Source organism: Jiangella alkaliphila, from assembly GCF_900105925.1.
Classification (GTDB): domain Bacteria; phylum Actinomycetota; class Actinomycetes; order Jiangellales; family Jiangellaceae; genus Jiangella; species Jiangella alkaliphila.
This window is the reverse complement of record NZ_LT629791.1, coordinates 6246037-6271509: the sequence shown is the minus strand read 5'-3', so window position 1 is coordinate 6271509 and position 25473 is coordinate 6246037. Positions and strand designations below refer to the sequence as shown.

General features: G+C 69.8%; 21 protein-coding genes and 4 pseudogenes. 14 read left to right on the top strand and 11 right to left on the bottom strand.

What is annotated here, in order from left to right; genetic code table 11:
- Nucleotides 1-9: 9 nt before the first annotated feature.
- Nucleotides 10-300, bottom strand: coding sequence for a hypothetical protein (locus tag BLV05_RS28940; RefSeq protein WP_152691041.1), 291 nt, complete (start codon nucleotides 298-300; stop codon nucleotides 10-12).
- A 579-nt stretch (nucleotides 301-879) separates the two neighbouring features.
- On the opposite strand from BLV05_RS28940, the gene BLV05_RS37275 reads away from it, so the two are divergent.
- Both BLV05_RS37275 and BLV05_RS38845 read left to right on the top strand, forming a co-directional pair.
- Nucleotides 880-1095 carry a hypothetical protein gene (locus BLV05_RS37275; RefSeq protein ID WP_046772025.1) on the top strand — a complete coding sequence of 72 codons (216 nt, stop codon included), beginning with the start codon at nucleotides 880-882 and terminating at the stop codon, nucleotides 1093-1095.
- Nucleotides 1096-1303: 208 nt separating this feature from the next.
- Nucleotides 1304-1455, top strand: a pseudogene (locus BLV05_RS38845) (amino acid dehydrogenase); the annotation flags it as partial.
- Nucleotides 1456-1969: 514 nt separating this feature from the next.
- On the opposite strand, the gene BLV05_RS28925 reads toward BLV05_RS38845, so the two are convergent.
- The 6 genes and pseudogenes from BLV05_RS28925 to BLV05_RS28900 all read right to left on the bottom strand — a co-directional run bounded on the left by BLV05_RS28925 (nucleotide 1970) and on the right by BLV05_RS28900 (nucleotide 7278).
- A complete protein-coding gene (locus BLV05_RS28925) occupies nucleotides 1970-2176 on the bottom strand; it encodes a DUF4260 family protein (protein WP_407717054.1) in 207 nt (68 codons plus the stop codon).
- Nucleotides 2173-2436 carry a hypothetical protein gene (locus tag BLV05_RS37895; RefSeq protein WP_231948901.1) on the bottom strand — a complete coding sequence of 88 codons (264 nt, stop codon included), beginning with the start codon at nucleotides 2434-2436 and terminating at the stop codon, nucleotides 2173-2175. Before BLV05_RS37895 ends, BLV05_RS28925 begins: the two co-directional genes overlap by 4 nt.
- A pseudogene (locus BLV05_RS37270) lies at nucleotides 2433-2804 on the bottom strand (alpha/beta fold hydrolase); the annotation flags it as partial. The gene BLV05_RS37895 and the pseudogene BLV05_RS37270, both read right to left, overlap by 4 nt.
- Nucleotides 2805-3070: 266 nt before the next feature.
- Entirely contained in the window at nucleotides 3071-5956 is a 2886-nt protein-coding gene (locus BLV05_RS28915) for an AfsR/SARP family transcriptional regulator (RefSeq protein ID WP_083421422.1), read from the bottom strand.
- Nucleotides 5957-6319: 363 nt separating this feature from the next.
- Complete coding sequence (locus BLV05_RS28905; RefSeq protein ID WP_046770715.1) at nucleotides 6320-6517, bottom strand: transaldolase family protein; 198 nt, start codon at nucleotides 6515-6517, stop codon at nucleotides 6320-6322.
- A gap of 92 nt (nucleotides 6518-6609) precedes the next feature.
- On the bottom strand, nucleotides 6610-7278 hold the full coding sequence (locus BLV05_RS28900) for a helix-turn-helix transcriptional regulator (RefSeq protein WP_152690906.1): 669 nt from the start codon (nucleotides 7276-7278) through the stop codon (nucleotides 6610-6612).
- 394 nt (nucleotides 7279-7672) lie between these two features.
- Between BLV05_RS28900 and BLV05_RS28895 the strand changes: the two genes are divergently transcribed.
- From BLV05_RS28895 to BLV05_RS28880, 4 genes and pseudogenes are all read left to right on the top strand, one after another.
- Nucleotides 7673-8104, top strand: a complete 432-nt coding sequence (locus BLV05_RS28895) for a hypothetical protein (RefSeq protein WP_046770716.1) — start codon at nucleotides 7673-7675, stop codon at nucleotides 8102-8104.
- Nucleotides 8101-8730, top strand: coding sequence for a GTP cyclohydrolase I FolE (gene folE, locus BLV05_RS28890; RefSeq protein WP_046770717.1), 630 nt, complete (start codon nucleotides 8101-8103; stop codon nucleotides 8728-8730). The genes BLV05_RS28895 and folE overlap by 4 nt, the downstream gene beginning before the upstream one ends.
- Nucleotides 8731-8768: 38 nt before the next feature.
- Nucleotides 8769-9678, top strand: a pseudogene (locus BLV05_RS28885) (NAD(P)/FAD-dependent oxidoreductase).
- Between the two features lie 13 nt (nucleotides 9679-9691).
- Entirely contained in the window at nucleotides 9692-10117 is a 426-nt protein-coding gene (locus BLV05_RS28880) for a DUF1269 domain-containing protein (RefSeq protein ID WP_052762776.1), read from the top strand.
- A 634-nt stretch (nucleotides 10118-10751) separates the two neighbouring features.
- Here BLV05_RS28880 and BLV05_RS28875 read toward each other — a convergent pair.
- A complete protein-coding gene (locus BLV05_RS28875) occupies nucleotides 10752-11408 on the bottom strand; it encodes a GAP family protein (protein WP_046770718.1) in 657 nt (218 codons plus the stop codon).
- Nucleotides 11409-11441: 33 nt separating this feature from the next.
- The gene (locus tag BLV05_RS28870) at nucleotides 11442-11852 is read right to left on the bottom strand and encodes a DUF7144 family membrane protein (protein ID WP_046770719.1); all 411 of its coding nucleotides are present in this window, start codon (nucleotides 11850-11852) and stop codon (nucleotides 11442-11444) included.
- A 371-nt stretch (nucleotides 11853-12223) separates the two neighbouring features.
- Here BLV05_RS28870 and BLV05_RS28865 point away from each other — a divergent pair, with 371 nt between their 5' ends.
- The 6 genes and pseudogenes from BLV05_RS28865 to BLV05_RS28840 all read left to right on the top strand — a co-directional run bounded on the left by BLV05_RS28865 (nucleotide 12224) and on the right by BLV05_RS28840 (nucleotide 20542).
- Entirely contained in the window at nucleotides 12224-13180 is a 957-nt protein-coding gene (locus BLV05_RS28865; protein WP_046770720.1) for a formylglycine-generating enzyme family protein, read from the top strand.
- A complete protein-coding gene (locus BLV05_RS28860) occupies nucleotides 13173-14711 on the top strand; it encodes an arylsulfatase (RefSeq protein WP_046770721.1) in 1539 nt (512 codons plus the stop codon). The genes BLV05_RS28865 and BLV05_RS28860 overlap by 8 nt, the downstream gene beginning before the upstream one ends.
- 12 nt (nucleotides 14712-14723) lie before the next feature.
- On the top strand, nucleotides 14724-15650 hold the full coding sequence (locus BLV05_RS28855) for an HAD family hydrolase (RefSeq protein ID WP_046770722.1): 927 nt from the start codon (nucleotides 14724-14726) through the stop codon (nucleotides 15648-15650).
- Between the two features lie 18 nt (nucleotides 15651-15668).
- Nucleotides 15669-16940, top strand: a complete 1272-nt coding sequence (locus tag BLV05_RS28850; RefSeq protein WP_046770723.1) for a class I SAM-dependent methyltransferase — start codon at nucleotides 15669-15671, stop codon at nucleotides 16938-16940.
- 35 nt (nucleotides 16941-16975) lie between these two features.
- On the top strand, nucleotides 16976-18811 hold the full coding sequence (locus tag BLV05_RS28845) for a SulP family inorganic anion transporter (RefSeq protein WP_197683378.1): 1836 nt from the start codon (nucleotides 16976-16978) through the stop codon (nucleotides 18809-18811).
- 8 nt (nucleotides 18812-18819) lie between these two features.
- Nucleotides 18820-20542 (top strand): annotated as a pseudogene (locus tag BLV05_RS28840) (SulP family inorganic anion transporter).
- A 39-nt stretch (nucleotides 20543-20581) separates the two neighbouring features.
- Here BLV05_RS28840 and BLV05_RS28835 read toward each other — a convergent pair.
- Nucleotides 20582-21706, bottom strand: a complete 1125-nt coding sequence (locus BLV05_RS28835) for an AI-2E family transporter (RefSeq protein WP_046770724.1) — start codon at nucleotides 21704-21706, stop codon at nucleotides 20582-20584.
- Between the two features lie 168 nt (nucleotides 21707-21874).
- Here BLV05_RS28835 and BLV05_RS36720 point away from each other — a divergent pair, with 168 nt between their 5' ends.
- Both BLV05_RS36720 and BLV05_RS28830 read left to right on the top strand, forming a co-directional pair.
- Nucleotides 21875-22039: a hypothetical protein gene (locus BLV05_RS36720; protein WP_160312779.1), complete on the top strand. Its 165-nt coding sequence runs from the start codon at nucleotides 21875-21877 to the stop codon at nucleotides 22037-22039.
- Nucleotides 22036-22842, top strand: a complete 807-nt coding sequence (locus BLV05_RS28830) for a mechanosensitive ion channel family protein (protein WP_046770725.1) — start codon at nucleotides 22036-22038, stop codon at nucleotides 22840-22842. The genes BLV05_RS36720 and BLV05_RS28830 overlap by 4 nt, the downstream gene beginning before the upstream one ends.
- Nucleotides 22843-22846: 4 nt before the next feature.
- Here BLV05_RS28830 and BLV05_RS28825 read toward each other — a convergent pair whose 3' ends face one another.
- A complete protein-coding gene (locus tag BLV05_RS28825; protein ID WP_152690907.1) occupies nucleotides 22847-25441 on the bottom strand; it encodes a LuxR C-terminal-related transcriptional regulator in 2595 nt (864 codons plus the stop codon).
- Nucleotides 25442-25473 lie beyond the last annotated feature (32 nt).

Below are 25473 nucleotides of genomic sequence, written 5' to 3'. Positions count from 1 at the left end.
CAGCCGCCGTCATGAGAGTGTGGCGTCGATGCCGAGGGTGTCGCGCAGCCAGGTCAGGTCGGTCCCGGCCCAGCTGACCTGGTTGCGCTGGTCGAACACGGCGAACGCGGCGGAGATGTGCACGTGGACCTCCCGGCGTGACCAGCCGTTGACCCGCATCAGGTGCTTCACCGCGGCGTCGGCGTCACCGCGGTGAAGGGTGCGGCCGAAATGCTTGACCGCGTGGCAGGGGTAACACAGGGCGCGCAACCCGGTCAGGACCCGCATGGGGCCCTCGACCCACTCCTCGAACGACCACACCTCATCGCACTGTAACCCGGTGACGCTCCCGCACACCGTGCACCGCTCGTCGGCCTGGTCGAACGCCCACGCCCGGCAGTCCGCCCACTGCACCGGGGGTAGCGCGCGCGCCAAGCTGGACCGCCAGAATCGGCGCGGCACAAGGTCGATCGTGAGCTTCGGTTCTTCAATCGTTCGTCCCGGTTCCACGTCCACTCCCCGGAGTCGTCGGCTGCCTTTCTCCGCGCTGTAAAGAGGGGCTCGCCCGCACCGGGGAGCTGTGGAACCCGTCCGCGGGGCAAGCGTATCGGGGGTCCCATGGTGCCGCTGCCCGCTATGCGGCAACCCCTTGAATCCGGGCCGCGGGCCGGATAGCTCGGGGACGTCCCCGGCCAGATGCTGATCGACATCTCTTCGGTTACGAAGCTTGCCCTCGCCGGATGAACGGAAACTCTGTCGGCGGGGTGAGCACGGCCCCCTTGGACCACCCGGCACCGCCGCGCCGCGGGATGAAGGCGTGCCTGTGGTCTGACCCGGAGGCGCTCGCCGGTTGATCCCCCGGCGAGCCCGCTCCCGGTCGGGTGGCGCCAGGCCCTGTCGGTGCCGCCGTACGTGTCGCGGGCGAGCGGGGCGCTGCTGATCGTCGCCGGCGCCTACGTCGCCTACGAGCTGCGGGTGCTCGCGGGCGGCGACCCGGCCGATCCCGTCGTCGACGCCGCACTGACCGTTCAGCGAAACCTCAGTGGCGGGGTGAGCGAGTTCGGGCCGGGGTGGATCACGGCCGCCGTTGTGGTCCTCGTGAGCGCCGGATGCTGACTCGCGTGGCCCGCCGCCGCGCTGGCCGATGACCTGCGCTGATGTCGCGCCGCGCGGTCGTCGGCACGGGTCTGATTGGCTCCCCGACGTACACGGGCGCGAGCCATGGAGCATGGGCCCAAGCACCTACGCCGTTCCACCTGCCGGTTTCGAACAGCTCCAACGTAAGGACGTCGGCACTTGACGTTCGGTCCAAGCAGATCACGCTGTCGGCCCGATCCGCTCGCGACGGGGCTTCGCCGCGGGCGGTCACGGCATGTGGGGCCTCACGCTCGGCCCGGTCACGGGCTGACTGAGGGCCGACATTGTCGCGACGAGCAGCGGCCTGCCGTTCTCGCCCCGTTCAACTCACTAGGCTGACAGAGATGGCCGGTTCTCGACCGGGAGCAGATCCGTCCTGTCGACGACGGCGGTGACCTGCTTCGACGAGGATTCCCCTCCTCGAAGAGAATGTCGACGCCGATCGCCGCGAGGGGCGGTCGCGGCAGGTCGAACTCGCGCGAGGCCTGCTCCACGCTGGCGAGGAAGTCGTCGTACATGATGCGCTCCCAGTTCGCGATGTACCAGGTGAACCGGACGACGTCGTGGAACGTCGCCCCCTGCCGCGGCCAGTCCCTTCGCGACGTTGCGGTAGATCTTGGCGACCTGACCGGCGAGGGTGTCCGCGACCAGCTGGCCGGGTCTCGTCCCAGGAGACCTGGCCCGCCAGGTAGACCTGGGTGTTTCCGGTCGCGATCGCCACATGGTGGTCGAGGGGGATCGTGACATGGCCTTCGGGTTTGAGCAGTCGTACGGTCATGGTGGTCTCGCCTTTCACTTGTGCGTTGCGGCTTCGAAGGGTTCGGGTCGCGCGTAGTCGTAGGTCGGGCGGCGATCAGGACTCACACGACGCCGATCGTCCCCGGCCTTTGTCGCGGTCCTTCCAGATCCAGCCCATGTGGGTGTGCGCGAATGCGTCCGGCAGTTTCAGTCCGTAGCCGAGCATCCGATCGACTCCGACGTGCAGGGCACACGCGAAGGCGACGAGAGTGAGCCACTTCGACAGCGTCGGCGAGGACGTGCTGGTCGCCAGCGCGATCACGCCAAGAACTGCGGGCCAGGCGTGGGTGTGGATGGCGTTGTACCAGACCGCTCCGGCGGTGGGGAAGCCGCCGAGTTGCGACAAACGAACACGAGGAAGGCGGCCAAAGGGAACCACCACAGGCTGGGGGCGATGACGATCGTCCCCGTCATTGCGAACACGACGATTAGGCCGTTTTCGATCTGCTCGATCGTCCGGGGCTTCACGCCACCGCCTCTCATCGAACTGCCGCCGTCATTGCTCGGGGCCGTCTCGGTCATGTGGAGCCTCCTTTCGTGCTGGATGCGTGGCGCCCGAGCCGAGCGCTGCTGTACGTGCATCGCTGGCCGACGGCTGTGCCGGTTAGTCGTGAATCGAGGCGAGGAAGGGTGCGTAGTGCGGTGTTGACCTCGTCGGCGTGTGTCCAGAGCAGCCCGTGCGGGGCGCCTTCGATCTCCACGTAGTGCGCCTCGGGCAGGGCCTGACGGAAGCGGCGGGCCGTGGCGTCGATGGGAAGGATGTTGTCGGCCGTGCCGTGCAGGATCAGCGCCGGCTTGCCGCTCGCGCGGACCGCCTCGACATCGGCGCGGAAGTCCTCAATCCAGGAGGAGACGACCGCATAGGCCGCCACGGGAGCGCTGGAGATCGCCGCTGCGGCCGGCCGTCGCGACCGGCCTCGGCGATCCGTCACGTTTTCCGGCAGCACCGCGACCATGGCCGCGAGAAGCGGCCTCGCGGACATGCTCCGCTCTCTGCACGTCCAGTGCCCGACTCGGCCAGCTCGCCCGCCGACGGCACCGCCTCGCCGGATGGGATCAGCACCAGACCGTCGGCCCGGTTGTCCAGGAACGTCTTCGATCCCCGCCGTCCGCAAGACCCCTTGTCGCGATGTGTCCGGGGCGCGGCCCGCCGGGTTCATGGCTGCGGTGTGGTGGCGAACTGTGCGAGCAGTGCGTCGGCCCAGGGGGTGCCGTCGAGTCCGGCCTGGTCGGCGAGGCGGGCCGCTTCCGCGGCGCAGGCGTCGGCGCTGTGGAGGTCGCCGCGGGCGTGGTGGGCGTGGGCGAGCTCGATCAGCGCCTCGCAGGTCGCCTGGACGTCGGGCAGGCCGAGCAGGAGCTGAAGCGCTGCGGCGGCGGTGTCCTGGCTGTCTTGCCCGGCCAGCCGGCGAGCCCGGGCGAGCAGGACGGTCGATTGCCCGGTCAGCTGGTCGGAGCGCATCTCCCGGGCCGCCGCGATCGCCTTCTGGGCCGCGAGGATCGCGTCGGCCGGCCGGTCGCCGCCGAGCTGGAGGTAGGTTTCGGCCGTCCGGAGCATGTGCGCGTCGAGGGAGCCGGGTTCGGGCAGGTGCACCGCCCGCGCCACCGCCAGCGCGTCCCGTGCCTCGTCGAGATCGCCTTGCCGGGCGAGGACTTGGGCGAAGGTGAGCTGGCAGCGGATCCGCAGGGCGACCGGCTGCGCCTCGACGGCCGCGACGCAGCGGCGGGCGACCTGGACCGCCGTGGCGTAGTCGCCCATCCGCTCGTGCAGGACGGCGAGGTTGTTCAGCATGGCCCCCTCGCCGAACCGGTCGCCGAGCTGCCGCCAGAGCGCGATCGCCCGCTGGGCAGCCGCCTGTGCCTCCATGAACTGGCCACGCTGGGATTGCACGGTGGCGAGGTTCTGCCACGACGCGGCGACGAAGTGTGCGGCGGCCGGCGGCAGCGGCGTGCCGGTGACGGCACGGAGCAGTTCCTCGACGCTATTGCGTGTGCCGCAGCACTCGATGAGGACGGCGTCGAGGGTGGGCGTCAACGCGGCCGCCTCGACCGCCTGGTCCTCGTCCGGAGAGGTCAGGGCGTCGCGGGCCAGCGTGAGGATCAGCGGCAACCGGGGGTGCAGCCAGGCGTGCACGTCGCCGCGCTCGGTGAAGACGACGCCGTCGGCCTCGGCGGTGATGGCGGCGACGATCGGCTGGTGTGGGCGGTCGCCGGGGCGGAGCCGATCGCGGGCGTTGGTGATCGAGGCGATCGCTTGGCGCAGCATCCGCCGCCGGGCGGCGTGGTCGGCTGGGCCGGGCTGGTCGCGGAGGTAGCTGCCGATGAGGTCGTGCCAGCTGTAGCAGCCGGGTACGGCTGGTTCGAGTAGGCGGATGTCGCTGAGGTGTTCGAGCAGGTCGCGGGCGTCGGGGCGGCCGATCTCCCACAGCGCGGCGGCGGTTTCGACGTCGACGAGGTTGACGGGGAGGGTGGCGAGGGTGTGGAAGCGGGTGGCGTCGGTGGGGTCGAGGGTGCTGGTGGTGGCGTCGAGGACGGCTTGGACGGAGTGGCCGTCCAGGCGCAGTTCGGCCAGCCGGCCGGGTCCGGTGAGCCGGTCACGCAGGTGCGCGAGCGGCCAGGCCGGGCGGGTGGCGAGGCGTCCGCCGATGATGTGCAGCGCCAGCGGGGAGCCGGCGCAGGCGTGGATGATGGCGGCGGTGGCGTCGGGTTCGGCGGCCAGTCGGGCGGCGCCTGCCAGGGTGGCGAGTAGTTCGTGTGATTCGGCGGTGGTGATGGTGTCGAGGTCGAGGGTGAGGTTGGCCGGGACGGCGATGCGGCGGCGGCTGGTGACCAGCACGGCGCAGTCGCCGGCGCCGGGCAGTAGGTCGGTGATCTGGTCGGCGGAGTGGGCGTCGTCGAGGACGATCAGCAGCCGCCGTCTGGCGCAGAGGGAGCGGAACAGGGCGGCGCGGTCGGCCAGTGAGGCGGGGATGTCCGCGCTCGTGGTGCCGAGGTCGCGCAGGAAGGTGCCGAGCAGGTCGCGGGCCGGCACGCCGGTGCCGCTGTTGCTGCCGGCGGTGTAGAGCTGCCCGTCGGGGAAGCGGGCGCGGGCGCGGTGGGCGGCCTCGATCACGGTGGTGGTCTTGCCGACGCCGGCGGGTCCGGACACGACGGCGACGCGGACCCGGTCGGCGGGGCGGTCCAGCAGCGCCGCCAGCTCGGCCAGTTCGCGGCGGCGGCCGACGAACGCGGGCGACCCGGCCGGGAGCTGCGCGGGCGGCTCGGCCGTGGCCGCCGGGGGAGCGGCCGGTGCCGCTGGTTCGAGGAGGTGGGGGTCGGTGGCGAGCATCCGCTGGTGCAGCTGGGTGGCGTCGGCGCCGGGGTCGATGCCCAGGCCGTCGCGCAGCACACCGACCAGGTCGGTGAACGTGGACAGTGCCTCGCCTTGGCGGCCGGTGCGGTACAGCGCCAGCATCAGGTGGCACCAGGTGCGTTCGCGCCACGGATGCTCCGCGGTGAGGCGGCGCAGCGACGCGATGAACGCCTCGTCGAGGTCGCCCAGGCGCAGCCGCAGTTCGTTGCGTCGTTCGGCGACGTTGAGGATCTCGTCGAGCAGCGCCGGCCGTTCGACCTCGGCGAGCTGGTCCACGCCCAGCCCGGACAGCGGGGCCCCGGTCCACAAATCGAGAGCCTGGCTCAACGCGTCGAGTTCCTCGCGTGGCGAGTCGGTGTCGGTGTCGACGAGGCGGCGGAACCGGTACAGGTCGACCCGGTCCGGGTCCAGTTGCAGCCGCAACCCGTCCCCATGGGCGACGACCGCGTCGCGCCCGATCACCTCCCGCAGCCGGGAGGCGTAGGTCTGGATCGCCCGGCGCGGGCTGGCCGGCAACTCGTCGGGCGACCACAACAACTCCGCGATCACGCCGTAGGACACCGGCACGTTCAACCGCAACGCGAGCGCGGCCAGCACCGCGGCCGGGCGGCGGGCCAACGCGACGCGCTCCGTGCCCTGGAGCACCTCGACCGGGCCGCCCAGCAGACGGACGAAAACCTCCGACTCGGGCACAGCACCGAGACTACCGGCGACCGCGCGTCATCAGGCCGTCCCGGCCGATCCGCTGGGAGCGGTGCATGATGACGACCGAGACCGCGGCACCGCCGCCGCGCGGTGGGCAGGCGACGTCGTCGGAGGCGTCTCCCGCACCGGCGTCGGCGTCGGGCGCCGCCGTTGGCCGGGCCGACGGTCATCGCCGGTCACGTCGAGCTGCGGCTCATCACCTGCCACGGCGACTACACCACGGCTACACCGACCGCACCGTCGCCGAGTACCTGCTGGCCGAGATGATGGATCGGCAGCCGGACGAGGTGCGGTGGCTGCTTCTGCGCACCTCGCTGGTGGACCGCGTGAACGGCGAGCTGGCCGACCTGGTCACCGTGAGGAGAACTGGTCGTCGTAGTCGGGCGTGGCCTCGATGGCCTTGGCGAAGATCGTCGGGTTGGCGATGACTCCGCGGATCCCCTCGGCGACCATGCGAGACAGGGTGCCGTCGTGCAGGTAGCGGCGGGTCAAGTTGTCCAGCCAGGGACTTTGGCCGAACTCGGCGTACAGGCGTTGGAGCTTGCTCATCAGGTGTTCCTTCCGGCCGGAGCCGACGCGGACCCTGAAAGCTGTCGGGCGGCGTAAGTGCGTTCAGAACCGTAGCTCCGTGTGGGCGTGGGTCATGGTTGGCGTCGCAGAGCCCGGACGCAGCATCGCCCGGTCCCGGGGTCGAGAACCAGGGTGTGCCGTTTGTCGTTCGAGCCCTCCGCGGCGCCACTGAGCAACTCGAGGTTCAGGTGGCAGACGGTGTCGGTGTGTTGCCGTGCCAGTCGATGAAATGGGCAGTTGCCGAGCGTGATCGCGCCGTCAGCGTCGGGCCGGGGTTCGTATCCGTGGTCCTCGAGCACCTGCTCCAGCGATCTGGCGTCGGAGCCCAGGGCACGTCCGGTTTCACGCGCCACCCGCAGCAGTGTCTCCGCTGCCGGGCCACCGGTGCGGGTCGACTCCTCGATCGCTGTCAGAAGGAGCTGAGCGGCGAAGTCGTAGCGACGTTCGGGGACCGTGACCGCGACCTCCTCAGCCGTTCGGGTGTACAGCTTGGAGGGTCGTCCCGAGCCTGGCCCCGTCCGGCCGTTGAGGCGCTTGAACTGGACCGTCAGCAGGCCCTCATCGACCAGCCGGTCGAGGTGGAATACGGCCGTCTGGCGCGTTAGGCCCAGCGCCTGGGCGGCCTCGTTGCGACTGACCGGTGCGTCACGGCGGGACACGTAGTCGAACAGTTCCCGACGGGTCGGATCGTCGAGCGCGCCGATGGCTGCCACCCGATCCGTCAACGGCCGCCGCTCCATGCACACATTGTAAAGCATGAAAGTCTTGATGAAAGAAACTCCGGTGAGACTGCCGACGACCGGCAAGGGAGTTCGATCTGAATCGGCCGGCGGCGCCCGCTGCGGAGGGGTGGGTGTGCGGGGCAGTCTTGGAGTTGTCGGACGCGGCCGACCGGCAAGCGATCGCCGGCCCCCCGTGATCCAGTGTCGGCTCCCTGTGGTTGGGAACACGGTCTCTTTCGTCTGGCGGTCAAGCCAAAGAGGGCCTGGTCGGCCGGGCTGCTGCGGTGGATCATCGAGCGCCCACAACCCCCCACCGTGGCCACCCAGATTTTCTAAAGTAGAAGAAACTTGACGAAAGACTTCAGGCAGAGTCTAATGCAGGAAAGAATCGTTTTTAGAAACGGAGTCCACCATGGCCATCATCCGTCGGTCCGGGAGCCTCGAGGCCCGTGGCGACCCGGCAGCTGCACCGTCGCGTCAAGCGTTCCTGCTCTTGCGCACGGTCTTCACCGTGGCGCCGATCGTGTTCGGACTGGACAAGTTCGCGAACGTGCTGGTCGATTGGCCCGGCTATCTGGCTCCGCTGATCAACGACATCGTCCCCGGCACGGCCCAGCAGGCGATGTACGCCGTCGGCGGGGTGGAGATCCTCGCCGGAGTCGCCGTCGCGCTGCTTCCGCGCTATGGCGGCTTGCTGGTCGCCGCTTGGCTGGCCGGCATCATCGTCAACCTGCTGCTGATCCCCGACTACTACGACATCGCTCTGCGCGACTTCGGCCTGCTCGTCGGGGCGTTGGCGCTGTCCAGGCTCGCGGTTGCACACGACGGCCGGAGGTCCAGATGACGGCCGCAGCGGCACGCCTGGCCCCGGCGGGCGTCGGGACGCACCGGCTTCGAATCGTGGGCGCGCGGAGCGAACCGGACCGGCCAGCTCTCGTGGCGGCGGTCGCCGATCTGCTCGTCGCGTTGGGCCGTGACCCGACCGACGCGCATCTGGCCGAGACGCCGTCTCGAGTGGCCGACGCCTACGCTGAACTGCTCACCCCGCGCGCGTTCGACCTGACGACGTTCCCCAACGACGAGGGGTACGACGAGCTGGTCATGGCTCGTGACATCCCCATCCACTCACTCTGTCAGCACCACCTGCTGCCCTTTCACGGGGTCGCACATGTGGGATACCTCCCCGGCCAGCGGATCCTGGGCCTGTCCAAGCTGGCCAGAGTGGTGGAGCTGTTCGCCCGAGACCTGCAGGTCCAGGAGCGGCTCACCCAACAGATCGCCAACTGGCTACAGGACAACCTTGCACCCAAGGGCGTCGGCGTCGTGATCGAAGCCGAGCACCTGTGCATGTCCCTTCGCGGTGTCCGCGCTGCGGGAGCCCGCACGGTCACCTCTGCGCTGCACGGGGCGCTGCGAGACGACGACCGCTCCCGGCAGGAGTTCTTCGCCCTCGCGGTCGGCGCCCGCTGAAAACCTCGTTCGACCATCACCGACCCAGGAGTTGCAACATGGCACAGCAGACGTTCCTCATCGTCGGCGGAGGCCTCGCCGGGGCCAAGGCCGCTCAGACGCTGCGCGAGGAGGGCTTCACGGGTCGGATCAAGATCGTGGCCGCCGAACTCGAGCGTCCCTACGAAAGACCACCGCTGTCCAAGGGCTACCTCACCGGCGCCGCCGAACGGGACACCATCTACGTCCATGAACCAGGCTGGTACGACGAGCACGACGTCGAGCTGCGTCTCGGCAGCCGAGCGGTGGACCTCGACACTGCCGGCCACCAGTTGACACTCGACAATGGCGAAACACCTCGGGTACAGCAAGCTGCTGCTCGCCACCGGCTCCTCGCCCCGCCGGCTACCTGCCACTGACCTGCAAGGGCTCTATTACCTGCGCGATGTCGGCGAAGCCGACGAGCTACGCGCCGCGCTGGCCACCGCGGGCCGCCGGGTGGTGGTCGTCGGTGCCGGATGGATCGGGATGGAGACTGCTGCCGCAGCACGCGGCTACGGCAACGCGGTCACCGTGGTCGACCCGCAGCCGACGCCGTTACCCGCCGCACTGGGTGATGAACTCGGCCAGATGTTCGCCGACCTGCACCAGGAGCACGGCGTCGACCTGCGACTCCTGTCCGGGGTACGCGAGTTCACCAGCGCCGCCGGCCACGTCACAGGTCTGATCACCGAAGGGGGTGAGACACTCTCCGCTGACGTCGTGGTGGTCGGTGTAGGTGCCCAACCCAACGTTCAGCTCGGCGAGAGCGCCAGGCTCACGATCGACAACGGGATCGTCGTCGACCAGGCCCTGCGCACATCCAGGCCGCCCACTACGCTGCACGAAGCCGTCTCCTCCCGACCGGGTAGAGACACGATCCGAAGTGTCCGGACATCCCGGGGCGGTTCAGGCCGGAGCAGCCTTTGAAGCCTTTCGCGCGATGGACCGCGAGGGGTCGATCGGGTTGATCGACGCCGCGGTCGTCGTGCGGCGCGCCGACAACAAGGTCACGTTCGAAGAGACCTCGGACCCCAGCGGCAGGAAGTGGGCCAAGCGCGGCGCCGTGGCAGGCGGCCTGGTCGGCCTGATCTTCCCGCCCAGCCTGCTCGCCTCAGCCGCCGTCGGCGCCGCAGGCGGCGGCATCTGGGGCCGCATCAGGGACAAGGGCATCAAGGACGACGACCTCCACGCCATCGGCGACAGCCTCGAACCAGGAGCGTCCGCGATCATCGCCGTCGCCGAGGACCGCATGGTCGACCGTCTGATGAGGAGCCTGGAGGGGTACCGGAACGTCGCCCGCCACGCGGTTAGCGCGGAGGCCGCCGCATCCATCGTCGCCTCCGACGCTGAGGGCGAGCCCGTGTAGGACCCCGGTTCAGCCGGCGACCGTGACGACCGAGAAGAAGACCGTCGAGCCCCGCAACGTGGCGGTGGGCCAGCACGGATTCGGTCTTCCGCGGGGCTACGAGGTGGATGCTCTCACCTGCCGAGACGGCTGGTGAGGCGCCTGTGTCGGCTGCTGGCGTTGACTCATCAGGTGTGCCGCCTTGTGCGTGCTTGGACGGCTTGACCTGGCGTTGCTGGAGGACCGAGCCGGCGACGGCGAGTGCTATCCAGAGCGCGCCATTGACGATCGCCTCGACGCTCGTCTCTGGGTCGTGCACCTATGGGTCAAGACGAGGGGCGACGTGAGCGAGGCCGCTCAATACAAGTCCCGCAGCGCCGATGGCGCACAACCAGACGAGTACCCGACGAGAACAGCGCGGAGCGCGGGTGCGGGTCTCCAGCCGAGCGCGAACCCGCATGCTGGGACCGCGACGTGGACCGACGTCATGCCGAGGAAGCACAGCACGAGTCCGGCGGCCACCACATCCAATCATCGGGATACGTCCGATTCGTTGGCGTGTGGTTCCGGGCACACCCGCTGGAAGGCTGCAACCGCGTCCAGCCAGGCCGGCCACGCGAGCCACGACGCAGCCGTGCCGGAGTCCGTCCCTTGCTCACAATCCGATCAGACCCTTCATGGTGAAGGTGGTCCCGAAGACCAGCAGGACGGTGATGTTGATGGCGCGGTCGTGTGCGCTGATCGCGGTCTTGACCCGGTCGAGCCGCCCCGGCGCGCTCCGCGGTGCCAGCCATCGCCACAGGATCGGGATGAGCATGCCGGAGATGGCGGCCAGGACGAGGAGGCCCGCACCGAGTACGTGTCCGGTGTCGGAGGCGGCGACAACGGCGAGGCCGGCCACCAGGATGGGGATGTTGGGGTTGATGATCGCCAGGGCCAGCCCGGCGCCGAACGCGAACGGCGGGGTGGCCTCGTCCAATCTCGCGGCGAAGCTCTTCTTCGCTCGGCGTGCCCGGGGTCGGTTCGCTCGGCGGGCGATCAATGTGAGTGCGAGCAGGAGCAGCACCATGCCGACGACGCACTCGACGGTCGCCTTCGCCCGGGCTGACAGCAGAGGCTCGGAACGAGCCGCTGCGACGGTCACGACGATCGCAGCGATGATCCCGTAGGCGAGCAGGAAACCGGCTGTGAAGGCCATGGCATTGGCGAACGGCCGCGCCGTGCTGAGAAGGAGGATCGCCCCGGCGATCGCGGCCGGTGTGACGAGCAGCCCAAGCATCGACGGGATGAGGTCTACGACGAGGTCTCCCATGCCCGGCCACCGTCCGTCTCGTCCGTGTGGGTCTCAGACCGCGGCGGCCTCCTCGCCGTGGACGACGAGCGCGTAGATGACGAGGGCATCGAGCGCGATCACGATCAGAGCCCAGATCGGGTAGACGGGCAGGATCGTGAGCTGGGCCAGGACGCTGATCGCGGCGACGATGACACCGAGGATCCGGCCCCAAAGCGTGCCCCCGAGCACGCCGACGCCGGCGACGACCAGCAGGCCGCCCATGATGAGGTGAGCCCAGCCCCAGGTGTCGAGGTTGAACACGACCAGCTCGTCTCCGATGGTGACCGAGAAGCCGTCGTCGAACAGGGCGATGAGTCCCTGGAATGCCTGGAATATCCCGAGCGTGACGAGCATGATCCCACCGAACCAGACCCACCCCACCCAGCCGGTGACGGTCTGCTGACCTGCCGGTTGTGTTGCCATGGCTCCTCCTCGTGGTGATGCGTTCTCGCTGCTGCCACGCGCACCGAGGGTGTCGACATGCCGATCCTGATCGTTTGGCGCTGCTCATGCCCTCACCCCAACAGGGTGAAGACCCGCGCGGTAGCCGAGACGGAGGTTCCCGTGTGGCCGACACGTTCCCCCGCAGACCGGCCACTCGCAGTTTCACCCCGATGGGGTGAGCCGACAGGACCGACCGCTCGCGCACGGTCGTACTGGAGACGCAGGTGTTGCGCCTGGCTTTACCCGGGTGACCTGTTCGAGCTCAGACAGGGGATTCGAGAGTCATGACGACGGTGCGGCCGGACAACGACGTAGCACCTCGAGCGACCGTGCGGGGACAACGTGACGGAATGCGATGGATCGCGGGCGGCCGCTTCCGCATGGGCTCAGAGGACTTCTTTCCGGAGGAGCGACCCGTTCATGAGGTCTCGGTCGACGGCTTCTGGATTGACGCCCATCCGGTCACCAACGCGGAGTTCAGCCGCTTCGCGCATGCCACGCACTACGTCACGGTGGCGGAGCGCCCGCTGGACCCCGACCAGTATCAGGGGGCCGATCCGGCTCTGCTGGCACCTGGATCGTTGGTCTTCCACAAGGCCACCGGTCCGGTGGACCTGCGTGACTATCGCAACTGGTGGGAGTGGGTTCCGGGCGCTCAGTGGAGCCATCCCGGCGGACCAGGCACCGGCGTGCGCAAGCGGCCCGATCATCCGGTGGTCCACGTGGCCTACGAGGACGCGGTGGCGTACGCGAGCTGGGCGGGCAAGGAGCTGCCGACCGAGGCCGAGTGGGAGTTCGCCGCCCGTGGCGGGCTGGACGGTGCCGCCTTCGCCTGGGGCGACGATCATGTCCCGGACGGCAAGGCAATGGCGAACACCTGGCAGGGAGAGTTCCCCTGGCAGAATCTGCGCCTCGATGGGTACGAAGGCACCTCACCCGTCGGCAGCTTCCCTCCCAACGGATACGGCCTGGTCGACATGACGGGCAACGTATGGGAGTGGACCTGCGACTGGTACGCGCCCCGGCACCCGAAGGCGTCGACCAGTTCGTGTTGCGCTCCGGCTGATCCACTGATCAACCCGCGGGTGACGTCGCCGAACCGCAGCTACGACCGGGGCCGGCCGGGTGAGCACATCCCGCGCCGCGTGATCAAAGGGGGTTCCCATTTGTGCGCCCCCAACTACTGCCTGCGCTACCGGCCGGCGGCGCGGCAGCCGCAGATGATCGATTCGTCCATGGCGCATCTGGGCTTTCGTTGCGTCGTTCGTCGATCCGATCCGCCACGGGAAGGACAGACACATGGCTGACAAGCCCAACATCCTCGTCATCTGGGGCGACGACATCGGGATCACCAATCTGAGCTGCTACAGCCACGGATTGATGGGATACCAGACGCCGAACATCGACCGGCTCGCCCGGGAAGGGCTGATGTTCACCGACTCCTACGGTGAGCAGAGTTGCACCGCCGGGCGGTCATCGTTCATCACCGGTCAGTCGGTGTATCGCACCGGGCTGAGCAAGGTCGGGTTCCCCGGCGCCGATGTCGGCCTCCAGGCAGAGGACCCGACCATCGCGGAGCTGCTCAAGCCGCTCGGCTACGCCACCGCGCAGTTCGGCAAGAACCACCTCGGCGACCTCAACCCGTACCTCCCGACCGCCCACGGTTTCGACGAGTTCTACGGCAACCTCTACCACCTCAACGCAGAGGAAGAGCCGGAGCGGCCGAACTACCCCACCGAGGAGGAGGCACCCAGATGGCGCGACATGATGCTGCCGCGCGGCGTGATCCACTCCTGGGCGACCGACACCGACGACCCGACCGAGGAGCCCCGCTGGGGGCGGGTCGGCAAGCAGCGGATCGAGGACACCGGCCCGCTCACCAAGAAGCGCATGGAGACCATCGACGACGACATCGCCACGCGCGCCAAGGAGTGGATCAGGAGCCAGAACGACGCCGACACGCCGTGGTTCTGCTGGGTCAACTTCACTCACATGCACCTGTTCACGCACCCCAAACCGGAGAGCGTCGGCCAGGCGGGGCGCTGGCAGTCGGAGTACCACGACACGATGATCGACCACGACCGGAACGTCGGCGAGATCCTGGACCTCATCGACGAACTGGGCATCGCCGAGAACACGATCGTCGTCTACAGCACCGACAACGGCCCGCACATGAACAGCTGGCCCGATGGGGGGATGACGCCGTTCCGCAGCGAGAAGAACACCAACTGGGAGGGCGCGTTCCGGATCCCGGAGCTGGTCCGCTGGCCGGGGAAGGTCGCGGCGGGCGTGGTCTCGAACGAGATCATCCAGCACCACGACTGGCTGCCGACGTTCCTCGCGGCAGCGGGAGAGCCCGACATCGTCGACAAACTCAAGCAGGGCCACCAGGCCGGCGACACGTCGTTCCGGGTACACATCGACGGGTACAACCTGCTGCCCTACCTGACCGGAGAGGCGGACAAGAGCCCGCGACGAGGGCTGATCTACTTCTCCGACGACACCGACGTGCTCGGCGTTCGCGTCGACAACTGGAAGTTCGCGTTCATGGAGCAGCGCCGCGCGGGGACGGTGGCGATCTGGGCCGAGCCGTTCACGGAACTGCGCTTCCCCAAGATCTACAACCTGCGGACCGACCCGTTCGAGCGGGCCGACATCACGTCGAACACGTACTGGAACTGGGTGATCGAGAACGTCTATCTCTTCACGGTGGGCAACATGCTGACCACCGCGTTCCTGGAAACCTTCAAGGAGTTCCCGCCACGCCAGGAGGCGGCTTCCTTCACCGTCGACCGCGCCGTCGAGAAGCTGCACGCCTGGCTCGCCGGCCGGGACTGAACCGAGTGCCTCGTGAACGCTGACCTCGCTTCGTGGCGTGACGGTGCGGCCCGCTCGGCGATCGTCGACTTCGTCCGGCGAGTGACGACCGATGGAAGTGACGACTACGTCGACCCCGTCGATCGGGTCGCCGTGGCGGACAATGACGGCACCCTGTGGACGGAGAAGCCGATGCAGATCGAGATCGGCTTCATCCTCCAACGGCTGGCGGCGATGGCCGAACAGGACCCGGACCTGCGAGCGAAGCAGCCGTGGAAGGCCGCATCCGCGGAGGACTACGCGTGGCTGGGCGGTGCCATCACCAAGCACTACGGCGGCGACGACTCCGATCTGAAGGTGCTGATGGGCGGGTTCGTCCGGGCGTTCGCCGGGATGTCCGCGGAGGACTATCTGGCGGCTTCGGGGGAGTACCTGCGCAACGGATCGCACCCCACGCTGGGCCGGGGATTTCGTCAGTGCGCGTTCGGGCCGATGGTCGAGCTGCTGCGCTACCTGGAGGCGCATGGCTTCACGCTGTATGTCGCCTCGGGCGGCGACCGGGACTTCATCCGGGCGATCAGCGACGAGGCGTACGGGATCCCGTCCGAACGGGTGATCGGCAGCTCCAATGCCCTCGCCTATCAGGAGGACGAGCACGGTGCTTCGGTCGTGTACCAGGCGCAGCCCGACGTGTTCGACGACGGGCCGGTCAAGGCGGTACGGATCTGGAGCCGGATCGGTCGTCGGCCCATCCTGTCGGTCGGGAACGCCAACGGTGACATCCCGATGCTGGAGTTCACCGGCGGGCCCTCTCTGCCCGCCCTGCGGCTGGTGGTCCTGCACGACGACGAGGAGCGCGAGTTCGCCTACACCGACGGCGCCGACGAACTCCTCGATCGGGCGAGCGACAAGGGATGGACGGTGATCAGCGTCCGGAACGACTGGACGACCGTGTTCTGACCGACGAGAGGACGGCACATGCTCGCGCCTGCTTCCGGCGACCCCGATGTCGTCCGGTCGTTCTACGACGCTCACCCGTACCCTCCGCCGGTCCCGAGCCTCGACCTCGACCGCGAGCTGGGCGCCGACGAACGATGGCGGCTCGCCGACCACCACCTGTTGTGGCCGGCGAGCCGGGTTCGCGAACACGAGGAGATCCTGGTCGCCGGGTGCGGCACCTCACAGGGGGCCAGGTATGCGGCCCGGCACCCACACGCACGCGTGACGGCCATCGACGTCAGCTCGGTCAGCCTGGAACACGAGCGACGGCTCCGCGACCAGTACGATCTCAGCAACCTCGAACTCCAAGAGTTGCCGATCGAGCGCGTCGGAAAACTCGGTCGCGGCTTCGACCGAGTCGTCTGCACCGGCGTGCTGCACCACTTGGCCGACCCCGATGCCGGGCTGTCCGCCCTGCGCGACGTCATGAAACCCGGCGCGGCGGCCCATCTGATGGTGTACGCGCCGTACGGCCGGGCCGGCGTCCACATGCTGCAGGAGTACTGTCGCCGGCTCGATGTCGGCACCACCGTGGCCCAGATCCGTGATCTCGCCGCCATGCTCGATGTCCTGCCCCAGAACCATCCGCTGACCTTCCTCCTCCGCACCTCGCCGGACTTCCAGAATCCGGACGCACTGGCCGACGCCCTGCTGAATCCGCGCGAGCGGGCCTACACGGTTCCCGAGCTGCTGGCGTACCTCGAACGCTGCGGTCTGCGGTTCGGACGCTGGTATCGGCAGGCGCCCTATCTCCCGCAGTGCGGTGCGATCGCGCGGTCGCCGCATGCCAGAGCGCTGGCTCGGCTGCCCGGACCGGAGGGCTACGCCGCGGTCGAGTTGCTGCGCGGCACGATGGTGCGTCACAGTCTCATCGCCTACCGCGACGACCTCGCGCCGGCTCCGTGCGCGCAGCCCTTCGAACGTGCCGACTGGTCCGCGGCCGTGCCGTTGCGGCTGCCGCACACGTTGTGCCTCCAGGAACGCCTGCCGCCGGACGCCGCCGCCGTCATGCTCAACCGGGCCCATCAGTACTCCGATCTCGCGCTGCCGATCGGGTCGGCTCAGAAACGGATGTTCGACGCGATCGATGGTCGTCGCACGATCACCGAGGTCGCGCTCGAGTCCGACGCCGACCTCGGGACCACTCGCACACGCGACCGGGTGAGAGCGTTCCTCGAGCGCCTCTGGTCCTATGACCAGGTGGTCTTCGACCTCACGGGGGCCGGGGCGACGCCGACGACCCGCACCTGACCGATCTGTCGAGCGGACGCCTTCACCCCAGCAGGGTGAAGACCAGGACCGTCGTCGCGAACGAGGGTGCGGGCATGGCCGGGCTGCGGGACACAGTGTCGAGGGCCGTCACGTCGACCGGCGCATGGCTTCGGTCGGTACGTCCGGACCGGCGGCACCTACGTGCGGACACGGTGGCGGCGGTGCCGAGCGCGGTGGGCAGCGTCCCCGACGGCATGGCGTCGGCGGCCCTGATCGGCGTCAACCCGGTCATCGGCCTCTACGCGAGCATCATCGGGCCGATCGCCGGTGGGCTGACCACCAGCACCCGGATGATGGTGGTCGCGACCACCACGGCCGCTGCGCTGGCGGCGGCGTCAGCGCTGGAGGGCGTCGATGCCACTGACCGGCCGGCCGCACTGTTCCTCCTGACGATCATCGCCGGCGTGCTGATGATCGCGGCCGGGCTGCTGCGGCTGGGGCGATATGCCCGGTTCGTCTCGCACTCGGTCATGACGGGCTTCCTCACCGGCGTCGCGGCGAGCATCATCCTCGGCCAGCTGTCCGAGCTGACCGGGGCCGAGGTGTCCGGGGCGACGAACGTGGCCAAGGCCATCGACCTGATCACGCACCCGGGCCGGATCGATGTCGCCTCGCTGGGCATCGGTCTGTCGGTGCTGGGCATCCTGTTCGGCCTGATGGCCACCCGATGGGCCACGATGAGCCCGTTCGTCGCGCTCGTCGTGCCGACCGTCGTCGTCGTGGCATTCGGGCTGGACAGTGTGGCCCAGGTGCGCGACACCGGGGAGATCCCGCGGGAGATCCCCCTTCCCGCCCTGCCGGAGCTCGGGCTGCTGTCGCTCGACGTGGTCGTGGGCGCCGCGGCGGTGGCCGTGATTGTGCTCGTGCAGGGAGCCGGCGTGAGCGAGGCCGCGCCGAACCCGGACGGGACGCCATCGCGGGCCAACCAGGACTTCATCGCCCAGGGGGTGGCGAACGTCGCGGTGGGGTTCTTCCGCGGTCAGCCGGTCGGCGGCTCGGTCAGCGGCACCGCGCTGAACGTCGCCATGGGCGCGCGGACGCGGTGGGCGGCGATCCTGTCCGGCGCGTTGCTGCTGCCGATCGTGGCGATCTTCGCGGGACTCGTCGGGCTAGTGCCGATGCCGGTCCTGGCCGGGGTCCTGATCTTCGCGGCCGTCGGCTCGATCAAGCCCGAGGTCATCGCGGCGATCTGGCGCACTGGTGGGACATCGCAGATCGCGCTGGTCACGACGTTCGTCGCGACCCTGTTTCTGCCGGTGGCGGCCGCCGTGGGCATCGGGGTGGCGTTGTCCCTGCTGCTGCAGCTGAACCAGGAGGCCATGGACCTCAGAGTCGTCGAACTCGTGGCACAACCGGATGGACGGTTCCTCGAGCGGCCGGCGCCGAGCCGCCTGACCAGCGGCAGAGCCACCGTTCTCGACGTGTACGGCAGCCTGCTCTACGCGGGCTCCCGGACGCTGCAGGTCCGGCTGCCTGATCCGGCCGGGTCCGCGGGGGCCGCCGTCGTCATCCGGCTGCACGGCCGCACGACGCTCGGGGCGACGTTCTACCGGGTGGCCAGGGACTACGCGCGCAAGCTGGCCGCTGCCGACGGCCGTCTGTATCTGTCCGGGCTGGACGCAGACCTGCTCGACCAGCTCCGCCGCGCCGGAGGCCTGGATCTGGCCGGTCCGGTGCGCGCCGTCGCAGCGACCGACGTCATCGGCGAGTCCACCCGCCAGGCCCTGCACGACGCGGACGCCTGGCTGGTTCGCCATCGGGCGGAGGCCGACTCACCCGGATCGGGTGGTGATGGCTCCGGCCGCCCATCGAATGATGAAGGCACCGGACAACCACCGGTCGACGGGTAGGGGGTCGGATGCCGACGTGGCTGCTGGGCACGGTGCGCGGCTACCGGCGTGACATGACCCGCGGCGATGTCGTCGCCGGGCTGACCGTGTGCGCCGTGCTGATCCCGGAGTCCCTCGCCCACGCATCGATCGCCGGGGTGTCTGTCCCCGGTGGTGGGCTTGTACGCCGCGATCCCGGCCCTGCTGCTGTATCCGGTCTTCGGCAGTTCGCGCCACCTCGTGGTCGGTCCGATGTCCGCCACGGCTGCCCTGTCGGCGGGTGTGGCCGGCGGCATCGTCAGCGCGACCGGTGACGACTTCACCGCTTACACCGCCGGACTGGCGATCGCCGTCGGCGTCATGGCGGTGGTGGCCGGGCTGCTCCGACTTGGCTTCCTGGCGAACTTCATCTCCGAGCCCGTGCTCAAGGGCTTCATCGTCGGCATGGCCCTGGTGATCATCGTCGGGCAGCTGCCGAAGGTCTTCGGCATCGACGGCGGTGAGGGCAACTTCTTCGAGCGGCTGTGGGCGGTCGTGACGTCGATGGGGGACGCCCACGGGTGGACGATACTGGTCGCCGCCGTGTGCCTCGCCGTCGTGCTGGTTATGAAGGTGGTGGCGCCGCGCGTGCCCGGTTCGCTGGTCGCGGTGGTTCTCGGCATCCTCCTCGTCACGATCCTCGACCTCGACGCGAAGGGCGTCGCGACGGTCGGTGAGATCGACGCGGGACTGCCCAGCTTCGCGGCGCCCGATGTCGCCGCGGCCGATCTCTCCCTGCTGATCTCCGGGGGAGCGGGCGTGATGCTCGTGGGCTTCGCCGGAGGGCTCGGTGCCGCAAAGACGTACGCGCAGCGCAACGGGTACCGCATCGATCCGAACCGGGAGCTGCTGGGACTGGGCTCGGCGAACCTCGGCGCCGGGTTCTTCTCCGGGATGGTCGTGAACGGCAGCCTGTCCAAGACGGCCGTCAACGGTGGCGCCGGCGCCCGCTCCCAGGTCTCCGGTGACGTGGTCGCCGGGCTGACCGTCCTGACGCTGCTGTTCCTGACCCCGCTGTTCGCGAATCTGCCCGAGCCCGCGCTGGCTGCCGTGGTCATCGCGGCGGTGATCGAGCTCGTGGACTTCGGTGCGTTGCGGCGGCTGTACAGGGTCAGTACGACGCGGCTCGCGGCGATCTATGGACACGCCGCCCGGGCAGACTTCATCGCCGCCGTCGGGGCGATGCTGGGTGTCCTGATCTTCGACACCTTGCCCGGCCTGGTGATCGGCGTGGTCCTGTCGGTCCTCCTCTTGCTGTACCGGATCTCGAAGCCGCACGTGGCCGTGCTCGGTGAGGTGCCGGGGGGTGCCGACCAGTGGGCCGACGTCGACCGCCACCCGGAGAACCGGCCGGTGCCTGGCGTGGTCGTCGTGCGGGTCGAGAGCCCCATGATCTTCGCCAACGCCGACACCGTGCAGGAGCGGCTGCGCGAACTCGCCGAGTTCGACGGCGTCCGGGCCCTGGTCCTCGACGCCGCGGCGGTGCCGGCCATCGATGTCACGGCGGCACAGATGATGCGCGACCTGGCCGAGGCTCTCCGGGGGCGGGGCGTGGCGTTCGTCGCGGTCGGCAACCTTGGACAGGTGCGCGACGTGCTGCGCGAGTCCGGCGCGGCGGAAGTCCTCACCACGGTCTATCCGACCATCGACGCCGCCGTCGCGGCGGTCACTCGACGCCCGGAAACACCCGATCACGCCGCACCGGACAGGTGAGGCGACGCCGCCAGGACCGGTGGACCGGTGGTGCCGTGATCAGGAGCGGGCATCGGCGGAGTCGTCGTCGGCCGCCGCGTGCACCTCCGACGGCGCCGGACCCCGCGCCGCGAGACTGTGCCGGAACGCGTATCGGAAGATCACTGTGACGGTCGCGGCGACCGGCAGCGCCAGGATCGCCCCGATGAAGCCGGCGAGGGTTCCGCCGACGAGCACGGCGAGGAACACCGTCATCGGTGAGAGCGACACCGCTGAGGCGAAGACGCGCGGGGCGATGACGAAGTTCTCGAACTGCTGGTAGGCGATGAAGAACACGGCGACCGCGACGGCGGTGCCGATGCTGACGGTCAGCGCGACGGCGGTCGCCACCACGGCGGCCATGGTGGCGCCCACCTGCGGGACGGCGTCGAGGACGGCGACGACCATGGCCAGCAGCGCCGCGTACGGCATCCCGACGATGAGAAAGAAGATCGCCGACGCGACACCGGCGCAGGCGCAGATGCCCAACTGGCCGGTCACGTAGCCGCCGACCCGCCGGAACACCTCGGTGACCACGTCGACCCGATCCGGGTTGCCGGCGGCCCGACGCGCGAAGGACCGGATGCGCGGCAACGCCAACATGACGTAGACGGTGATGGCGGCGACGGTGAACCCGGTGAACACGGCTCCCGCGACGCTGGCAAGGAACCCGACCACGGTACCAAGCGAATCGGCGGCGAAGGCGACGACGTCGTCGATCGCCCCACGCAGTTGCTGCTCGACCTCGGGACTGGCCAGGTAGTCGGCGAGCGCCGAGCCGCCGAAGCGCCGGGACAGGCGGTCGAGCAGTTCCGGGAGGTCGGCGACGAACTCGCCGGCCTGTGCGATCGCGGGCCGCAGCGCCACCGTGACGAACACGACCAGCCCGAGCAGTAGCGCCACGACGACGACCAGGACGGCGGCCCCGCGCCGGCGCACGCGACGCTGCACCGCTCCCACGAGAGGGTCGAGGCCGGCGGCGAGGAGGAAGCCCACGATGACCATGACGATCACACCGCGGATCACCCATGTCGCGGCGGCGAGAGCGACGACCGCGATGACGACGGCCGCGGCCCGCGCCACGTAGCTCAGCGGCGGTGGCCCAGGGCCGGTGCCCGTGGTGTCGCACTCCTCCGGTGTGGTCATCGCGCTCCTGGGCAGGTCGGCCGGCCTCCGCTGACAGGATCCGTGGCCGCGTGGTGGGCAGCCCTCACCCGGCCGGGGTGAATGTCGTCGGACTTCACCTGGGCTGGGTGAGGGCGCCGTGGGCGGATCGGCCGACCCTGGCGTTGCGGGCCGGATCGAGGAGGCACCATGGTGAGGTTCGGGCACGACCGCAAGCGCAGGCGTCGAGGCAGGCGATCGCGTACCGCGCGTGTCGGCGCCGGCGTCGCGGCCGGACTGGTGGCCGGTGCCGCCGCCGTCACCGTCGTGTGGCGGCGTGCGCATCCTCCCGCCGAGGACGAGCCCGGCGGATGAGGGATTTCTTCTCCGGGCTGTCGCTCACGGGCTGGGACGCGGTCCTGGCCCTGGTCTTCGTCGTCGGCGCCTGGTTCGTCGCGCGATACGCCCGTCGGGGCGCCGACCGGGTCCTGGCCCAGGTCAACGTGCCCGATGACTGGCGCGACCTCGGCGCCAGTGTCACGGGCTACGTCGTCATCTTCCTCGGGGTCGGGGTCGCACTCGGCTTTCTCGGTGCGTCGATCCAGCCGGTCCTGGCCGTCGTCATTCTGGTGGCCGCCGTCGCGTTCCTCGCCCTGCGCGGCATCGCGGACAACGTCGCCGCGGGCGTGATCATCCAGACCCGCCGCCCGGTGCGCCTCGACGACCTGATCGAGGCGCTCGACTTCACCGGGCGGGTCCGGGAGCTCAACAGCCGATCGGTGATCATCGAGACATCGGACGGCCGCACGGTGCACCTGCCGAACCGGAAGCTGCTGGACAACCCGCTGGTCAACCACACGGCGGCCGGCCGGCACGCGTCCGCGATCCAGGTACGGATCGGTGGCCCTCATCGCGCGGATGCGGCCGAGCGGGTCGCCGAGGCGCTGTCGCGGCTGCCGAGCGTGCTCGCCGAGCCGGCTCCGACGGTCCTGGTCTCGGCCGTCGAGGCGGACCGCACGACGATGACGGCCACGTGCTGGCACGATCCGCACGTGGGGGCGACCGTGACGTCCGCCGCGGTGGTGGCGATCAGCGAGCGGCTGGCCGATCTCGGCATGCCGGTGTCGGTCGTCGCGCCGCCTGCTCCGCCGGCACTCGTCTCACCCGCGGAGGTCTGAGGGATCAGACCAGGCCGAGTTCGCGGGCCTGGGTGACTGCCTCGCGCCGTGAGGTGACACCGAGCTTGCGATAGACGGACTTCAGGTGCGACTTCACCGTGTTGATGCTCACGACGTGCGCGTCCGCGATCTCGCGCAGCGACAGCATCGACGGCAGGTCGCGCAGCACCTCCGCCTCCCGATCCGTGAGCACCAGCCCGGTTCCATCGAGACGATGAGGCCGGTCCTCCGCGAACCCCAGGAGGTCGGTAACGAACGTCTCGTGCCGGCCGAACCGGCCCCGGTTGCGCAGGAGGAGCCCGCGTGCCGACGGCGTCGCGTCCAGCAGACCGCGCATGAGGCGGCCGGGCTCGGCCAGTCGCAACGCCTCGAGCAGCGCGTCGTGAGCACGGGCCGGCTCGCCGGCCTCGTCGGCGAGGTGTGCGGCGACCGTCCAGGCGATCGCGCTCGTCCATGGCGTCATGCAGGTGAGCTCGTCGTCGAGGACCGGTTCGAGATCCTGCCGTGCCGCGGCCTCATGTCCCTGGTAGAGGTGCCTCATCGCCCTGAGCACGTGGACGTCCGGTGCGTCGGGGATGATCTCCTCGGCCCGGCGGACGATGGCGCCGGCCAGTTCCATCTCGTGCGATCGGAGGCTGACCATCAGCTCGAAGCAGGCGTTGAGGGCCACCGTCGGCGGGGGGAGCAGCGGCCACAGCTCGTTGAACGCGTGCAGGTGGCCGGCGGCGGTGAGATCGAGTCCCGTGTCGGGTACCGCGACGGTGAGGTCGTAGATGCATCGGGCCGCGGCGGCACTGAGCGGATCGGCGTCGGAATCGGCGACATCGGCCGCCGCACGCGCATACTCGGCCGCCATCGCCTCGTCACAGCGCTGCCACTCGGCGGCGGCCAGGTCCCCGTAGAACTGTGCCAGCCGTGGATGCCGATCCCAGCCGCGTCGACTCGCCAGGTCGATCGCCTCGTGGGCGTACCCGCGGACGGCGACGAAATCACACCCGAAGGCGCTGACGGCGCAGAGGGCACTGAGAGTCTGGAACAGCAGGAAGTCCAGCCCATGGCTGCGGGCGATCTGTGCCGTGGCGCGAGCGGTCCGGTCGGCCGCTTCCAGGTCGCCGGTCATGGCCAGCGCCATCGCCGCCAGCGACCGGCCGAGTATCGCCAGGTCCGGTTCGTCACCTGGCACGAGATCCAGCGACCCTAGCGCGTCGGCCACGGCGTCACGGTCCGCCGGCCGGGTCCGTGCCGAGGACAGGGTGGCGATCGCCCGGAACGCGAGACGCCGGGCGGCGTCCTCGTCCGCTGCGTCCACGACAGCAAGGTCCAGGTCGGCGGCGGCCTGGTTGTTGTCGAGGATGGCCGTCAGAGCGGCGGCGCCCGCGATCGATGGCTGGGTCTGGAGCCAGGCCGGCAGCTCGCGCAGGATGTCGCGCATCGCCTGCGGCCCGTCGGTCATGACGAGGCGCACACAGGGCGTCGCGATCAGCGACTCGACCCGGGCCCAGTCGGTGGCGGCGACGGCATGGTGGATCGCGCGGCGCACGTCGCCGGCCCGTTCGAACCAGTCTGTCGCGACTGCCTGGTGGCGCCGGTGCCGGGCCTCGTCGCGACGCCGCGACTCCGCCCGCAGGTAGCTCCTCAGGAGCGGGTGTAGTTCGTACCAGTCCGGATCGTTGTGGACGGGCTGCACCAGCGCGTTGGTCTCGACCAGCTCCTGGATCAGCGCGCCGGCGCTGGGCCGCCCGGCCAGGAGCCGGGCGAGGTCGAGGTTGACCCGGTCGGCGGCAGACACGTCGAGCAGGACCTCCATGTGGTCCGGAGGAAGGCGGGACAGCACCTCCGAGACGAGATAGTCGCCCACCGTCCGGTCCGTGCCGGCGAAGTTCCGGACGAAGGTCGGCCGGTCGGACTCGTGGGCCAGGGCGAGCGCGGCCAGACGCAGGCCCGCCGCCCAGCCGTCGGTCCGCCGCAGCAGCGTGTCAAGGTCGCCGTCGGACAGGACCACCTCCTCGAGCGCCAGGAGTTCGCGGGCCTCGTCCCGATCGAAGACCAGGTCGGCGAGCCGGTACTCCTTGGCCACGCCTTCGAGCAGCAAGGTCGACAGCAGGCCATGCGGGGTATAGCGGGCGCCGATGGCGACGCGCATGGCCGGTTGAGCTGCTGACAGGACCCGGCTGAGTTGCTGGAGGGCTCGCCTGTCCGACCATTCCTGGGCATCGTCGACCAGGATCCAGATCGACGACGGCACATCCTGGAACGGCTCCGTCGTCCTCGGGGGGACGCCGGCCGCGGAAGCGTGTACCACCTGGCTCAACGCCCTCCGGATCGCCGGATCCTCGGTCGGCGGAGCATCTGACCGGATCGCGGTCACCAGACTAGGCCAGAGGTCACCGGCCGCGTCGGCGTGAGCGCTGGGCAAGGCCAGCACCACGTCCCCGCACTCGCGCCGCAAGCCGAGCCACTGCTCGAGGGTCGTCGTCTTGCCTGCGCCGGGTGGCGCCGACAGCGTGATGATGTTCGCCCCCGCCTCCACGTCGGTCGCGATGCGTCCGAGCAGCCGGCGTCGTTGGACTCGCGTCGATAGCGTGTCGGTCGCTGTCACAGTGCCGTCACCCCCACCAGGTCTGGCCCGCC